This window comes from Ampullimonas aquatilis, from assembly GCF_049675895.1.
Taxonomy (GTDB): domain Bacteria; phylum Pseudomonadota; class Gammaproteobacteria; order Burkholderiales; family Burkholderiaceae_D; genus Ampullimonas; species Ampullimonas aquatilis.
The window spans coordinates 1480610-1496206 of the sequence record NZ_CP183834.1; the positions used below are offsets into that span (position 1 = coordinate 1480610).

The window sequence follows — 15597 nt, forward strand, 5'->3', positions numbered from 1 at the left end:
GTGTTTATTGCATGCGCGCGCGCATTTGACGAACCAGTCGCAGCCTTTCGTCGCGGTCGGAAACCCGTCGACCTTCCCAGATGACGGTCCAGTCCATCTCAAGGCTGCGCGGCAGACTGTCGCTGGTATGGTCCTGGCCAGCCTGATCTTGCAGTAAATAGTAATGGCAACGCGCGGGATTGATTTCGTCAAAACGGATATTCTGAAAATACAGGAAGGAAGCCAGTTGACCATTACCCAAGCCGATTGTTCCAACACAATCATAGTCGGGTGGCAGATTGGCGACCATTTGCTGCGCCACATTGCGATAGGTTTTGGTGTAGTTGATGAATGGCATCCACAGCGTCATCAACAGCACCCACGAAAAGATCAGGCCACCGGAAGACAGCACCACCGCGCGCCACAATACTTTGGGATGGCGCGAAACCCGCCAGTGCACAATCACAAACCAGGCTGCAGTGACGGCAATGGCAAACACAAAAGCCATGAGATTGAATTGCGGAATAAAGCCGGGTGCAATGCGCGCCAGATTATTGGCGAGTTTGACTGGATAACCGGTCATCTTGGCGATCCACATGACCCAGATCACCAGGCCGGCGACGCTGGAAATCATCAAGGCAAACCAGTCGATGGCGTTGACGGTGCCGCGCTTGAGTGTGGGCAAGGCAAAGGCCGCCAGTACTGCCATGCCGGGCACCGTCATCATGAACAGCGCTTCGGCGGCGTGACCATGCAGGAGCAGATATAACTGCGTCGCCAGGGTCAGCGCCAGCGGCAGGGCAATATGCGGTGCCTGCCAGTAATCACGCCAGCTCCAGGCTGCCCAGACGGCCAGTGGCCAGAGTGGCCAGCTGTACCAGATATAGTTTTTGGCAATAAAGCGCCAGGCTGTGGCAGTCGGCTGAAACACATATTGCAGGCCATCTTGCCACCATTGCTGCAAAAATGCCGGGGCTTGCGGATCAAGCTGCCATGCCAGCCAGGGCCAACTGGCTGCCAGCAATGCTGCCAATGGCAGGCTGATACCCAGCCAGAATTTGATCAAAGGTCGTAATGTTTTGCTAAAACCGGCAACCAGCACAAACAGTAACAGTACTACCGCGGGCAAAACGGGGTGACTGGCCAGTGCCAGTCCGCCCAAGCCAACGCCTAAATAAATGGAGCCGGTAATCTGATTGCGCAGACTGCGTGCTGCGCCAAACAAGCTCATGGACAGGAGCGCCAGTTGGGCTACTTCGGCGGTGGATTCATGAATCCGGGCGGCCAGACCGAGCGTGGCCAGAAAAATCAGCAATGTGCCATCGGCCAGGGTACGACCATAATTGAGCGGTGAAGGATGCCCGCCAAAGGCATAGTTGAAGGGTTGCGCTTCGGCACGGCGTGCCAGTTGATAGGCGGCATACCAGAGAAAAGCGCAGGTCATCAAAAACAGCAGGCCGGTGACGAGGCGCGTCGCAAACAGTTCGGCCTGAAAATGCAGCAAACCACCCAGCCAGCCAAAGATCTTGATGCTTGCCGCACCCAGCCAAAACATGAGGGGTGCTTCTTCAGTCACCATACGGCCAGCCAGATTGGGCAAGAGCCAGTCATGCCAATTGCCATGCGCCATCGACCACATCAGGCCAAAGCCAGCGGCGTCATCATTTTTCCACGGGTCACGGCCCAGCAGACCGGGTACGATATACAGTACGCACAGCGCTAATAACAAACGCCGTGGCAAAGCCAGGGTGGTCTGGACGGTGAGTCGGGCAGGATTATTGTTATTGGTGATCATAAAAAATAAAAAGGCAGCCTAAGCTGCCTTTTAACACGAAATTGACAACGCTTAGGTGCTTGCTTTGACGCCGGTACGGGTGCCAAATTTCTGACGGAAGCGCTCGACGCGACCCGCAGTGTCGACCAGCTTTTGTTTGCCAGTATAGAAAGGGTGCGATTCGGAAGAAACTTCAATCTTCACGAGTGGGTATTCAACGCCATCAATCGTGGTTTTTTCACGAGTTTGGATGGTGGAGCGGGTAATGAAGCTGTAATCGCAGGATACGTCTACGAATGCAACGTCGCGGTAATCGGGGTGAATGCCTTCTTTCATGGTTTTTCCTTTAGGTTTGCTGGCAGCCAGTCGCCGAATGTGCAACCACTTGCCGTTTGAAAAGCTCTCTATTATTGCAGAAAAATGAACGGTCTGCTGATTTTTTCTTGTTCAGGGCGAGGCAGATCATTTTGTCGATCAATCTGCACCAGCTATGAGGTGCGAAAGGCTTAGCCGCCACGCCGCATCATGTCAAAGAATTCCGCATTGCTCTTGGTTTCTTTCATCTTGCCGAGAATGAATTCCATTGCCTGGATTTCATCCATATCGTAGATGAGCTTACGCAATATCCAGATTTTCTGGAGCTGTTCACGCGGGATCAGCAACTCTTCACGGCGCGTGCCCGATTTGTTGAGATTGATTGCTGGATAAACGCGTTTTTCAGCCAGACGACGTTCCATATGGATTTCCATATTGCCGGTACCCTTGAATTCTTCAAAGATCACGTCATCCATGCGGCTGCCGGTTTCAATCAGGGCGGTGGCGATGATAGTCAGTGAACCACCTTCTTCCAGATTTCGGGCTGCGCCAAAAAAGCGTTTGGGGCGTTGCAGCGCGTTGGCATCCACACCACCGGTCAAGACCTTGCCAGAAGCAGGGATGACAGTGTTATAGGCACGTGCCAGACGAGTGATGGAGTCGAGCAGAATCACCACGTCTTTTTTCATTTCGACCAGGCGTTTGGCTTTTTCGATCACCATTTCAGCAACTTGAACGTGGCGGGTGGCCGGTTCGTCAAAGGTGGAGGCAACCACTTCACCGCGTACCGAACGCTGCATCTCGGTCACTTCTTCTGGGCGTTCGTCGATCAGCAGCACAATCAGGGTGACATCGGGATGGTTGGTGGTAATGGCGTGTGCCATGTGTTGCATCAACACGGTTTTACCGGATTTGGGGCTGGCGACCAGCAAACCACGCTGACCGTAACCGACTGGTGCAATCATGTCGATGATGCGGCCGGTAATGTTTTCCTCACTCTTGATATCCCGTTCCAGTAGCATCGGGCGATCTGGATGCAGTGGTGTGAGGTTTTCAAACATGATCTTGTGTTTGGAAGCCTCGGGCGGCATTTCATTGATTTTGTCGACCTTCACCAGCGCAAAGTAACGTTCACCATCCTTGGGGGTGCGTACTTCACCTTCAATGCTGTCACCGGTATGCAAATTAAAACGGCGGATCTGCGAAGGACTGATATAAATATCGTCGGTGCTGGCCATATATGATGAATCAGGCGAGCGCAAAAAGCCAAAACCGTCGGGCAGGACTTCGAGCGTACCGTCACCGTAAATGGATTCACCCAGTTTGGCTTTTTTCTTGAGGATGGCGAACATCAGCTCTTGCTTGCGCAGGCGTGATGCGTTGTCGACTTCAAGGCTGACAGCCATGTCGAGTAATTGGGAAACGTGTAGCGCTTTAAGTTCGGAAAGATGCATAAGACTCCCAGAATCGGGAAAGGGAAAAATTGAAGGGGGAAGTTTGTCTGTTGGCAGAACCTGCGACAGACGAAAAGATCGGAATGAATATTTGTTAGACTGGGTACAGTATACCGGCAAAATCCTTTTTGCCAAGTGGGTTGGGGCGCACTACATCCAAAAGTATCTAAAAAGCATCAAAAGAATGTCATGCAGACAGCCCAAATGTTCAGTTTCCTGAACATTTGGGCTGCCAAAAATCATTACAGATGGCTATCCAGAAAGGCGGCCAATTGTGATTTGGACAGTGCGCCAACCTTAGTGGCGGCCACCGCACCGTTTTTAAACAGCATCAGCGTTGGAATGCCGCGAATGCCAAACTTGGCTGGGGTAGCCTGGTTGTCGTCCACATTCATTTTGGCGACTTGCAGTTTGCCGTTATATTCCTTGGAAATTTCTTCCAGGATTGGTGCAATCATCTTGCAGGGACCGCACCATTCGGCCCAATAATCAACCAGAACCGGTGTTTCTGATTTGAGAACGTCGGCATCAAAGGTGGCATCGCTGATATATTTGATTGTTTCACTCATAGCTGGCTCGCTTGTTGTATTTCGTATAAACAGGTATCTGGTGGCTCAAAAACATCGCATATGCTGAGGCGGTATTTAACGAAACCACTACTCGACTGCGCGATTGGGTGCAATCTTACTGCAAATATGGGGATGGGGTGCGCAAAAGCAAGATAATCCATTCTCACGTCCAGGTTCTTTTTTGGCTGTTTGATCTTTTTCAACTTTTCTCATGACTTTTGCCAGTAGCTTGACATCTTCTGCTCAGATACAAACGCTGCAGGTTTGGCCCGATGCGCAATTTTGGCCAACCGTAGCAAGGGCAGTCCATCAATATCGGAATGAATTGCGCAGCACTGCCGCGCAACCCACATGGATATTGAATGAGGCGTTTTTGCTCGTACCCAGGCTGGCGCATGCGGCCTTGTTGAAACAGGCTTTGATTAGTCAACAGGCTGGGCAGGCCTGCAGTTTGCCAACCATTCATACCGTGCATGGCTGGCTGAATTTGCCGGAAGCGCCGCCCATGGCCTGGTCGCGCTTAGCCATGCTCTATGAAGCGCTTAGAAAAAATTCATTGTTGGCCAGCTGGCTTGGCGTGGGCGAAGAAGAGGGAGCGGCATCGTATTGGCGACTGGCGCGCACGCTCTTGCAGATTGCCGATGAGTTGTCAGCAGTGTATTTACCCAGGCTGTTTTGGCAGGCCGAACACGGTCAAGCGCTGGCGGATGGCATTGGCCCGGTAGCGCAACAAATCACCGCCATTCTGGATGAGCATTTTCCCCAGCGTTCGGGGGGGCTGAGCTTGTCCGACGAAGCGCGCTTGATCGTGCAGATTTGGCAGATGCTGGTCAGCGTGAGTCCGGAGACTGATCCGCTGTGCGAACAACTGCAAACGCTGGCAGAGCGATTGGCTGATTTACCGGAATCGGTGCCGCTGATCTGGCTGTGCTTGGCACCGCCTGCGGCAACAGAGCGAGCGATGCTGCAACAGGTGGCAAGTGATCGACAAATGCTGTTAATTGATCCTAACTGGCGTGATTTGTCGTCAAGTGAGGATTTGGCTGCATCAGTGCCTGATGGGCAGCCAATTTTGTCGCAACTGCAGCAAGCCTGGCCCGAACTTTATGTTGCCGATGAAACCCAGTTGCTGACAAAGCTGGCCGAGCCGATGGCAGTTGCCAACCCCGGCTCGCAACCCCAATTTAATTTTGCCGCGGATGCCCAGCCACGGCTGCACGAGCGCATCAGTATTGCGCGGTTACCTGATCGTGAGCGCGAAGCGATGGTCGTCGCGGCGCAGGTATTGCAGTGGTTGCATCATGGTGTGGAAGACTCGACGACCAATGCCGCTACGCCAAAAGATCAACCGGCTATCAAGCTCGCACTGATTGCACAAGACCGGATTGTGGCGCGGCGCGTTGGTGCCATGCTGGCGCGTGCCAATGTGACAGTGGCCGATGAAACGGGCTGGCTGTTGTCCACCAGTCGGGCGGCAGCAGCCGTGGCGTCATGGCTGGAAATGCAGGCCTTGCAGATGCCGGTGGCGGCTTTGCTGGATTGGCTCAAATCGCCGTTTGTCTGGGCCGACGATGATTTGAAAGCCCATCATATTGCACGGCTCGAAGCCTTGGCGCGCCGCGAGCAGATTTTGCAGGGTTTGCCCAATTTGCAAACCGCGTTACAGGAAACTAACAAGCCCGATGCACGCGATGCCCAAACCCTGGCGCTTTTAAGTAACTTGCCCACCGTGCTGTTGTCACGTCGTCAAGTGCCACTGAGCCAATGGGCGAGTCAAACGCTGGCATGTTTTGCGCATACCGGCATGGACGCGGCCTTTGCTACCGATGCGGCCGGTCAGGCCATTGTGGCGCTGCTGCAAGGCATGGCCGACCACACGCTGGCGGCTGAAGAACGATTTACGCTGGTTGAATATGCGGCCCTGTTGCGCGAAGCACTTGAAGCCGCGTCATTTCAACCGGCCGATACCGAACGCGCGGCACAGGACAATCAGGCCGTCGTTTGGCTGCTGCCTTTATCGGCTGCCCGCATGCGTCGCTTTGACGCCGCCATTGTGATGGGCTGCTCAGCCAATGTGCTGCCCTCGGCCAGTCAGGATGCGCTGTTTTTTAATGCCCGCCTCAAGGCCGAGCTGGGACTAGGCACCCCCTGGGACAATCTGCAAAGCCAGTGCCGGGATCTGTCCTTATTGTTGATGCATACGCCCAAAGTGTTGCTGAGCTGGCATCAACAGGAAAATGGCCAGCCCAATCTGCTGGCACCCTGGCTGGTGCGCCTGAACTGGACTTTGCGGCAATTGGGGCAGTTACCCGTGCTCGAAAAAGACTGGTCGGCCTGGCAGCATTTGCAAGGGATCGAGCAGATCAATCTGTCTCATCCGCTATCGGGGCAGAGCATGCCTGCGCCTGGATTTGTGGGCGCCGCGCCGTTGCGCTTGTCGGCCTCCGCCTATGGTCAGTTGCGCAGTTGTCCGTACCGCTTTTTTGCCGCCCAGGTGCTGCGCCTGAGTGAGATGGATGAGTTGAGTGATGACATTGGCAAGCGTGAACTCGGTCAATGGTTGCATGAAATCCTGCATCAGTTTCATGAGACAGACAGTGGTCTGGCAAGCAGTCAGAAAACCCTGGCGGCCCGCACCGAACGGCTCGTTAGCTTGTCGCAAGACTATTTTGCCCCGCAACTGGCAGCCAATCCGCAAGCCTTTGCATTTTTGCAAAGCTGGCTGGCGATTCTGCCCAACTATTTAAACTGGCTGGCCGAGCACGAAGCCGCGGGTTATCAGTGGCGGGCCGGTGAAGTGAACTTGCGCCACACCGTGACGCTGACCACTGGCAAGCAGCTGACGTTGCAAGGGCGGCTGGATCGACTCGATGCCAAAGACCATCAACCGGTGTTGCTGGACTATAAATTGAAGTCAAAATCGTCGCTGAATCGTCAGCTCAAACAGCCGGGTGAGGATTGTCAGTTGCCGTTTTATGCGTGGTTGATGGAAAGTGTGAGGGAAGGTGCGGCATCCAGCGATTCTGCTGGTGCGGTCGATACCGCCAGGCCCGGATTTGGCGATTTTGCCCAAGCGGCTGCCGTGGCCGAGGCAGCTTATCTGAGTCTGGATCGTCAACGCGTGGAAACGGTACCGTATCCCGATTTATCGGACAACCTGGCGCAGTTGCAAATCCAGTTGCCGCAAGACCTGAGTGCGCTCGATGCTGGCCAGCCCATGCCCGCCAATGGCGCGGCCTCGGTCTGTGCCTATTGCAGCATGATGGGCTTGTGCCGCAAACCCTTTTGGGATGATGCAGCGGTCTGAGGGTGGCGCATGGTTGAAATCAGAATGGCTGGATACTGAGGTAGTGTATAAAAAATGAGCCTTTATAAATGTACTATACAAGCCTATTTAAGCTTATACACCATCCTGGTATGCCTGTTTTTACGAATCTTTAGCCGAAATGACTGCTTGAAAAAGCATCAGTCAGACAGGCAGTTTAGTCAGCGTTTTTGCTCAGATTAAGCAAGAAGATCAACCCATTTTTTGAAGAAAATATCGCAATGACAGCAGCCGATCAGCCCGGGTTACCGCCATCATCCAACCCGCCTTTGGAGCAAGCCCACGCGCAGCCGCAGTTGCATCCTTATGCGGTCAACGGTGCCGGTGCGCCGTATGCGCAATTTCTGGCGCTGGCCTGTGATCCGGCGCGAAGTGTGGTGATTGAGGCGTGCGCCGGTAGCGGTAAAACCTGGTTGCTGGTGTCACGGCTGTTTCGGCTCTTGCTGGCTGGCGTGCGCCCTAATGAAATTCTGGCGATTACCTTCACCCGCAAAGCCGCGCAGGAAATGCGCGAGCGCCTCTACGAGCGGCTGGCCGAACTAGCCAGCGCGCCAGCGGCGCGTGCCTTAGACATGCTGATTGAAACGGGGGTGGCCCCAGCCGATGCACCGGCCTTGCTCGGCCCGGCACGCCAGCTTTATGTGCAGGTGCTGGCAGCACCCAATGGCATGACGGTCAGCACTTTTCATGGCTGGTTTACCAGTTTGCTCAAGGCCGCGCCGGTCTCGGCAGGTTTGCCGCAAGGTTTTGCGATGCAGGAAAAAATCTCGCGGCTGGTCAATCCGGCCTGGCGCAACTTTTTGCAAAAGGTACAAACCGAGCCGATCACGCGGGCTGCTTTTGGCTGGCTGCTCAACACCCTGGGTGAATTCAATACCCGCGATTTGCTTTTGAATCAATTGCATCATCGCGCTGAATGGCAGCTCTGGTTGCAAGCGCAGCCACCAATACCAGCGGCCTTGGCTGTGCCAACGCCCGTGCTGGATGAGCTGGGCTTGTCGTTTAACACCTTGCCCGCAGCGAGCCAGCATGCGGTGCAGGCTTTGGCGCAGCAATTTGGTGAGGTGGTGCAGGGTGATCCCATCACGCGCCTGATGCATGATCAAACCTTTAAAGCGCAGTGCTACCGTTTTACCAGCCAGCTTGGGCAAGGTTCAGAAGCTAATCAACGCAACGCCGCCAAATTGGAGCAAGCGATCACCGCCTTTTTTGTCGATGGTGAGTTGAGCGAATTTAAAATGCTCTATAAAGGTTTTTGTACTACGGAGAATGAGCCTAAACAGTTCAAAGGCAATAAAGACCTCACTAAAAATCTCGGCAGCGCCACCCTTGAAATCCTCGTCAACCTGCACGTCGAACTCGCTGAACGACTGCTGGCAGTCCAAGCCGCTACTGCCGAACGCCAGACTTTTCTGATCAATGTGGCGTGCTGGCTGGCCAGTCAAACTTTGCAGGCTGGTTATGCACAGGAAAAACTGGCGCGCCGCGAACTCGATTTTGCCGATCTGGAAGCACACGCGCATCGGCTCATGCAGGATGAAGCCTGGGGCGCTTATTTTCAGACCCGGCTGGATGCGCGTTATCGCCATATCCTGCTCGATGAATTTCAAGACACCAACCCCATGCAATGGGCGGTCATGGCGGGCTGGCTCGACAGCTACGCCTGGCAAGGTTTGCAGCCGCCCAGCCTGTTTGTGGTGGGCGATCCCAAGCAGTCCATCTATCGGTTTCGCGGTGCCGAGCCACGCTTGTTTGAAGTGGTGCGCAGCTGGATGCAAAGTCATCTCAACGCGGTGCATTTGCGTACCAACCACACGCGTCGTAATAGCCCTTTGGTGTTGAACGCCTTGAACCGTGGCTTTGCCCAGATTGGCCCGCGCTATGCACTGTATCAGCCGCAAAGCACCCAGCAGGCCGAGCAGCCCGGCCTGCTGCAATTGTTGGCGGTCAGTTTGCCTGCCACAGACAAAACTGCCAGCGCCGATACGGCGCTGAATCCACAAGAGCAAGCAGCCTTGCAATGGCGTGACCCATTCACCCAGGCGCAGATTGAACAGGAAAGCGAACCGCAACGGCTGGCGCGGGCCGAAGGCCAAGCCTTGGTGGCGGCTGTGCAAAGTGCTCGCGCCCAGCTGGGTTGTCGTTGGCGTGATGTGCTCTTGCTGGCGCGGGGGCGGCAACGTTTTGCCATCTATGAGGCCTGTTTTGCTGCGGCCGGTATTCCTTTTGTGAGTGACCGCTCCGGTGGCTTGTTAAGTACACTGGAAGCTGGCGACCTGGAAGCGCTGCTGACCTTTTTAACCACGCCCGAAGCCAATCTGGCGCTGGCGCAAACCCTGAAAAGCCCGTTTTTTGCGGTGAGCGATCAGGCACTGTATGCCGTGGCGCGCGCAGTGCAACAGACTGCAAACCAGATCAACAACGAAGCCTCTAACCAAACCAGCACAGTCGCTGCGTGGTGGCACATGCTGCTAAGCCAGCAAAACTTATTGGGCGAGCAGGGCGCAGCCATCGTTGCGCAACTGAGCCATTGGCAAACACTGGCGGCGAGCTTGCCGGTGCATGATCTGCTGGATGCCATCTACCATCAAGGGCAAGTGCGGGAACGTTATGCCGCTGCCGCACCACTGGTGCAGCGGGCCCGGGTGGTGGCCAATCTGGATGCGTTTTTGAATCTGGCGCTGGATCTGGATGCTGGTCGATATCCCAGCGTGCCGCGCTTTTTGACTGAGCTGCACGCCTTGCGCCGTCTGGATGAGCGCGAGGCACCCAATGAAGGTGACACGAGTGATCAGGCCGGTGAGGGTGAGATGGCAGATGTGGGTAACGAAGCAGGCAACGACCTGACCGAAGCCAATGACCAGTCACTCGACGCCGTGCGCATGATGACGATTCATGCTGCCAAGGGTTTGGAAGCCGATATTGTTTTGCTGGCTGATGCCAATGGTAGTTTGAAAGCCGACGTCAAACCCTATGCCAGTCTGGTCGATTGGCCCGCTGGCACAGCAGCACCTGTCGCCGCTTTCATGTTGCCTAATGCCAGCGGCCGTGGCCTGGCCATGCAGGATTTGCTCGAACAGCAAAACCTGCTCGGCCAGACCGAGCATTTCAACCTGCTTTATGTGGCCATGACACGCGCGCGCCAGAGCCTGATTGTGAGCGGCACCATCGGTACCAAAGAAATAGCCAAAGCGGCCAAGGAAGCCAGTAAGGACACTAACAACGCAGCTAATGCAGAAGCAAATAATATCGCTAACAACGACAGCCTAGATCACCTCATCCAGCCAGCCAGTACCAACAACGATTCAGACGAGCAGGCCGCGCATCAGCACATTTTGCGGGCCCTCATCAGCAAAGACAGCTGGTTGGGCGGCCTGTGTCGGGCCATGCCCGAAGCCCTGATGATGGTGAATCAAACCACGCCAGTGCCCGAACCGGTGCAAGCCAATTCAGCAAGCACCAATAGCGCGGCGATGAGCTATCAACTGATTGAGTTTCGACCAACCCCTGTTGAAGTGAGGGAGTGCACCGCGGTACGTTTTAGCAATGCTCAAACAGATTGGGGCACCAGCGTCCATGCCGCGCTTGAAATGCTGGCACCGCAAAGCCGCCGCACGGGCTTGTCCTTCAATACCGAACTGGCGGCCGATGCTGCCGCGCTGCAAGTGGCGCGAGAGCTCATTGCGCAACCACATCTGCAAGCCTTTTTTGACCCGCAGCATTATGTCAGCGCCTACAACGAGCTGGAACTGGCCAGCAGCACCGGCGAGTTATTGCGCATTGACCGACTGGTAGAAACCAGCGACGCCATTTGGGTACTAGACTACAAACTGGCCAGCCAGGATGACGCCGCGCTGCTCAAGGAACGCCACAGCGCCCAATTGCAAAAATACGTTGCTGTGCTGCAAAGCTTGTCAGCTTCCAACCCCGTTGGCAACCCCAAACCAGTGAAGGCCGCGATTGTCACTTATGATGGGAAGTTCGTGGAGGTGTGAGGGGTTATGAGAAATGGGATGCGATGAGGTGTATTGGTACAATCCATGGCTTTAGTAACTGATTGAAGTGACTGATTAGATTATTTCTGTTTGTTTATCTCAATGACGTTAGCGAGTACATAATGCCACTTCTCAAAGAACATGCGGATCAAATTGCTACGCTCCTGAACGAGCGGAACCAACTCATTAGGCCATACACCTATCAAGATGTCCTTGAGCATAAGGAAAATTACCTTGTCCACATTTCTGAGTCTGGCAAAGTGGTTGCTTGTGTTGAAGTCAAGGGAGTTCAGTGGTACCAAGCTGAAATCTTGCACCTTACTGTGGCTGCAACCGAAATCCGAAAGGGGCATGCTAAGGCATTGCTGCAAGAAGCCGAACGTATTTCCCGTGAAAAAAATGCTCGCCTGCTCCAATGCACTATCCGTGAGGACAATGTTGAAAGCTGTTCACTGTTTGAAGGATTCGGCTTTTCGAGCGTAAATACTTTCTACAATTCAAGAAGTGGTAACAATATAACTGTCTACCAGAAGGTATTATCCAGTGCTCGCTAATTAGGCTGTCTACCTGATCCGAATGTAAAGCAATATAAGTTGATAACTTCTTCGTTAGCTTTTTATATGATGAATATCTTTATAGATTTCCTGCAGAGCAACTCCGCACTCCTTGTTGCCGTGATTGCCCTATTCATCAGCCTTCGTGCGAACTGGACGGCTCATAAAGCGCATGAGCTGAATGTCAACATCAAGGCAGAAACTGACCGCCGCGTTTTTGCCGAAAAACACCGAGAACTCTTGAACGAGCTTGATTCGCAATATACCAAGCTTGCAACATTGGCATTTGTTACAGCTCATAAGATCAAGCTCTTTAAGGAGAATCCCGCGCTGCATGAAAGCCATTCCGATGAATTTGCTCGCTTAAAGTCAAATTTGGGATCTGTAGAGGTCTTGCGCAGTGACTACCCGAAGCGTCGTATAACAGCTGAGCAACTCTCTAACTCCGCTACAGATTCAGCGGAGATTGACACTATGCTTTCTAAGGTTCGTCAACTCACGATCCATGTTGAGAAAGACATTCGGCATGAAGAGTCCGCCTTAGAGTTACTGCGTAGTAAAACCCATAAATTATCTCAGGCATAACTTTTCGATCATAGAGTCATCTTCTATCTTCAACATCCTACTCCGACACGGGCCTAATTACTTCCAGCTAAAGTAAACAACAAGTCTGTATATGTGTCAGCGAACAGTGCCTCATTCCCCACCTTTATCAATATTCATCATCATAAGCATGACCAGCGTCGGACATCCTGTTAGAATGCTTGCTGGCGGGCCTCCTCGCATTGGTGCGCGGTGAACCTGGTCAGGTCGGGAACGAAGCAGCCACAGTCGTTATCGCCAAGTGCCGAGATCAAGGCTCGCCTCCTAATTTTCTTTCGTTGGTATGGGTTGTTCATCATGCTGCGCTGGTTTGGCCGGTTATTACCAGTCATGGCTTTATCAGCATTGGGTGAGCTGTTTAACGACGCTTACTGATGAAACTGCGGTTTGCAGCGGCTGTTGTGGATTGTTGGCAGCCACCGCTGGTACCTTCAATCGGTACTTTCAAGCAGGTCTGGTTGTGACTGACATATTGTTTGATAATCGGGTTCTGAGGATGTTCTTTTTCGTCTGTTCTTCGACCTTGCTGCAATAATCCCTCGCTCATTTCAACACGCTCACACTGACCGCCATCGCCATGTCCTATCTCGTTCTCGCCCGCAAGTATCGGCCTCGCAGTTTTGACACGCTGGTAGGACAGGAACATGTTGTGCGTGCCTTGACGCATGCCTTGTCGCAGCAGCGGCTGCATCATGCCTATCTGTTTACTGGTACACGCGGCGTGGGTAAAACCACCTTGTCGCGGATTCTGGCCAAATCACTCAATTGCGAAGGCCCGGACGGGCAGGGTGGGATTACCGCCACGCCGTGTGGCGTGTGTCGTGCCTGTACCGAGATTGATGCGGGCCGTTTTGTTGATTACGTTGAAATGGATGCGGCGTCCAACCGGGGTGTGGATGAAATGGCGCAATTGCTGGAGCAGGCCAATTACCAGCCAGCGGCAGCGCGCTTTAAGGTGTATATGATTGATGAGGTGCACATGCTCACCAATCACGCCTTTAACGCGATGTTAAAGACGCTGGAAGAGCCGCCGCCCTATGTCAAATTTATTCTGGCCACGACCGATCCACAAAAGATTCCGGCCACGGTGCTGTCGCGCTGTCTGCAGTTCAACCTCAAGCAGATGCCACAACCGCAGATTGTTGGACACCTGCAAAATATTTTGGGGCAGGAGCAGATTGGTTTTGAAGAGGCGGCCATCAAGTTGCTTGCCAAAGCCGCACAGGGCAGCATGCGTGATGCGTTGTCATTAACCGATCAGGCGATTGCCTATAGCGCCGGACAGGTGAGTGAAGAAGCCGTGCGTGGCATGCTGGGTGCGCTGGATCAGACCTATCTGTTTCGTTTGCTGGATGCTCTGGCCGCACAAGATGGCGCTACCCTGATGGCGATTGCCAATGAACTGGCGGCGCGCAGTGTGTCATTTGCTGGTGTGTTGCAGGATATGGCTGCCTTGCTGCAACAGATTGCCCTGGTGCAACTGGTGCCGGGTGCGCTGGATGAATCTTTACCCGAAGCCAGCGAAGTGCAACGGCTGGCGCAATTGCTGGGTGCCGAGCTGGTGCAGTTGCTGTATCAGATTGCGATTCATGGTCGGCAAGACCTCAATCTGGCACCCGATGAATTTGCCGGTTTTTCGATGACGCTGTTGCGCATGCTGGCGTTTCGTCCCGATGATGTAAAGCCGCAGCCAGGACAGGATGGTCCGGCCAAAGCCACGAGCAATCAAGCACCACGGCAAGCCGCTGCGCCAGCTACTCAAACCGCACCTGCCAGACCAGCGGCAAGCCAGACGACCCATGCGCCGAGCGCGCAAAGTTCCGCGGCGCGGCCTATGTCGCCAGCGCGTGCGGCACTCGAAGCCTTGCAGGCGGGTGGTCAGACTGGCGGATCACGCGGCATGAGCACACCAAGCAATAGCGCGGCTTATCCATCCAATCGCCAATCGTCGGCGGCATTGGCCATGCGTGAGCCAATGGCTGCCGAACAAGCGGGCATGGCACAGCGCCCCACGGCGGAGGTGATTCCCTTTGTGGCACCTCCTGTCTCACCACTCGTTGCAGCCGTTGTTACACCATCAGCCGCTGCGGGTATCGCTCATGGCAACACCCAGGAAACCACGCCTGCCAAAACCAAGTCGGGCACGCCTGAATCGCTGCCCGAGCCGGTCGCCAATCTGGCAATTGATTGGCCGCAGTTGGCTATTGATATGGCCGAGGCAGGGCTGGTCAAGGCACTGGTGCGGGAGTTGGCTTATCAATCCGAATGTATTGCCACGGCCGATGATGTGTGGACCTTAAAGGTTGCCGCCAAGCCACTGACCGAGCGCGGTAACCCCGAAAAACTGGAGCAGGCAATTGCCAGCCATTATGGTCGGCCAATTCGTTTGCAGGTGGAATTGGGGCGTGCGCACCATACCGCTGCGTTGCGGGTTGCTACCGTGCAGGCCGAAGCGTTGGCGAATGCACAGGCAGTCGCCATGGCTGATCCGATGATACAAATGCTGATGACGCAATTCGATGGCAAAATCGTTGAAGGCTCCATCAAGCCGGTGAGCAAGTAAGTCACATCAATCGACTAAAGCGCAGCCGTCTGATTTACAAAAAACTATTTATATCTAATTCAATCAAGCTCTTATAAGGATGACATCATGATGAAAGGTCAAATTGCAGGTCTGATGAAACAGGCTCAGGCGATGCAGGACAACATGAAAAAAATGCAGGAACAGCTCGGCTCGATCGAGGTGGAAGGTCAGTCTGGTGCCGGTCTGGTGAAGATCGTCATGACTTGCCGCAACGAAGTCAAACGCGTGACGATTGATCCTAGTCTGTTGACAGATGACAAAGACATGCTGGAAGATCTGGTCGCTGCGGCGATGAACGATGCAGTGCGTAAAGCCGAGCAGACTTCTTCTGAAAAAATGTCCGGCCTGACTTCTGGTTTGCCATTGCCACCCGGATTCAAACTGCCTTTCTGATACGGCCTGGGTGTGCGCCGCTTTGGGCTGGGTTGATCAACCCGGTCTTTGG

The 15597-nt window shown here is 54.1% G+C and carries 10 protein-coding genes and 1 other RNA gene; 7 read left to right on the forward strand and 4 right to left on the reverse strand.

Going from position 1 to position 15597, the window contains the following annotated elements:
- Positions 1-4 precede the first annotated feature (4 nt).
- The 4 genes from ACMYR3_RS06890 to trxA form a co-directional block, all read right to left on the reverse strand.
- The gene (locus ACMYR3_RS06890; RefSeq protein ID WP_424195805.1) at positions 5-1774 is read right to left on the reverse strand and encodes a glycosyltransferase family 39 protein; all 1770 of its coding nucleotides are present in this window, start codon (positions 1772-1774) and stop codon (positions 5-7) included.
- A gap of 51 nt (positions 1775-1825) precedes the next feature.
- A complete protein-coding gene (locus ACMYR3_RS06895; protein ID WP_424195807.1) occupies positions 1826-2089 on the reverse strand; it encodes a type B 50S ribosomal protein L31 in 264 nt (87 codons plus the stop codon).
- 170 nt (positions 2090-2259) lie between these two features.
- The gene (rho, locus tag ACMYR3_RS06900; RefSeq protein ID WP_424195809.1) at positions 2260-3522 is read right to left on the reverse strand and encodes a transcription termination factor Rho; all 1263 of its coding nucleotides are present in this window, start codon (positions 3520-3522) and stop codon (positions 2260-2262) included.
- Positions 3523-3764: 242 nt separating this feature from the next.
- On the reverse strand, positions 3765-4091 hold the full coding sequence (trxA, locus tag ACMYR3_RS06905; RefSeq protein WP_424195811.1) for a thioredoxin TrxA: 327 nt from the start codon (positions 4089-4091) through the stop codon (positions 3765-3767).
- Positions 4092-4302: 211 nt separating this feature from the next.
- Here trxA and ACMYR3_RS06910 point away from each other — a divergent pair, with 211 nt between their 5' ends.
- The 7 genes from ACMYR3_RS06910 to ACMYR3_RS06940 all read left to right on the forward strand — a co-directional run bounded on the left by ACMYR3_RS06910 (position 4303) and on the right by ACMYR3_RS06940 (position 15545).
- The gene (locus tag ACMYR3_RS06910; RefSeq protein WP_424195813.1) at positions 4303-7398 is read left to right on the forward strand and encodes a PD-(D/E)XK nuclease family protein; all 3096 of its coding nucleotides are present in this window, start codon (positions 4303-4305) and stop codon (positions 7396-7398) included.
- Positions 7399-7637: 239 nt separating this feature from the next.
- Positions 7638-11411: a UvrD-helicase domain-containing protein gene (locus ACMYR3_RS06915; RefSeq protein ID WP_424195815.1), complete on the forward strand. Its 3774-nt coding sequence runs from the start codon at positions 7638-7640 to the stop codon at positions 11409-11411.
- Positions 11412-11533: 122 nt separating this feature from the next.
- On the forward strand, positions 11534-11965 hold the full coding sequence (locus tag ACMYR3_RS06920) for a GNAT family N-acetyltransferase (RefSeq protein ID WP_424195817.1): 432 nt from the start codon (positions 11534-11536) through the stop codon (positions 11963-11965).
- 66 nt (positions 11966-12031) lie between these two features.
- Complete coding sequence (locus ACMYR3_RS06925) at positions 12032-12550, forward strand: hypothetical protein (protein WP_424195819.1); 519 nt, start codon at positions 12032-12034, stop codon at positions 12548-12550.
- A 184-nt stretch (positions 12551-12734) separates the two neighbouring features.
- Positions 12735-12833: signal recognition particle sRNA small type (gene ffs / locus ACMYR3_RS06930), an RNA gene on the forward strand.
- 312 nt (positions 12834-13145) lie between these two features.
- On the forward strand, positions 13146-15131 hold the full coding sequence (gene dnaX / locus ACMYR3_RS06935; protein WP_424195821.1) for a DNA polymerase III subunit gamma/tau: 1986 nt from the start codon (positions 13146-13148) through the stop codon (positions 15129-15131).
- 87 nt (positions 15132-15218) lie between these two features.
- Positions 15219-15545, forward strand: a complete 327-nt coding sequence (locus ACMYR3_RS06940) for a YbaB/EbfC family nucleoid-associated protein (RefSeq protein ID WP_424195823.1) — start codon at positions 15219-15221, stop codon at positions 15543-15545.
- Positions 15546-15597: the final 52 nt, after the last annotated feature.

Excerpts from the sequence above, each read along its gene's own strand:
- dnaX (WP_424195821.1), top strand. The coding sequence starts at position 13,146 with ATGTCCTATCTCGTTCTCGCCCGCAAGTATCGGCCTCGCAGTTTTGAC.
- ACMYR3_RS06920 (WP_424195817.1), top strand. The coding sequence starts at position 11,534 with ATGCCACTTCTCAAAGAACATGCGGATCAAATTGCTACGCTCCTGAAC.
- ACMYR3_RS06940 (WP_424195823.1), top strand. The coding sequence starts at position 15,219 with ATGATGAAAGGTCAAATTGCAGGTCTGATGAAACAGGCTCAGGCGATG.
- ACMYR3_RS06925 (WP_424195819.1), top strand. The coding sequence starts at position 12,032 with ATGATGAATATCTTTATAGATTTCCTGCAGAGCAACTCCGCACTCCTT.
- ACMYR3_RS06890 (WP_424195805.1), bottom strand. The coding sequence starts at position 1,774 with ATGATCACCAATAACAATAATCCTGCCCGACTCACCGTCCAGACCACC.
- ACMYR3_RS06915 (WP_424195815.1), top strand. The coding sequence starts at position 7,638 with ATGACAGCAGCCGATCAGCCCGGGTTACCGCCATCATCCAACCCGCCT.
- ACMYR3_RS06910 (WP_424195813.1), top strand. The coding sequence starts at position 4,303 with ATGACTTTTGCCAGTAGCTTGACATCTTCTGCTCAGATACAAACGCTG.
- trxA (WP_424195811.1), bottom strand. The coding sequence starts at position 4,091 with ATGAGTGAAACAATCAAATATATCAGCGATGCCACCTTTGATGCCGAC.
- rho (WP_424195809.1), bottom strand. The coding sequence starts at position 3,522 with ATGCATCTTTCCGAACTTAAAGCGCTACACGTTTCCCAATTACTCGAC.
- ACMYR3_RS06895 (WP_424195807.1), bottom strand. The coding sequence starts at position 2,089 with ATGAAAGAAGGCATTCACCCCGATTACCGCGACGTTGCATTCGTAGAC.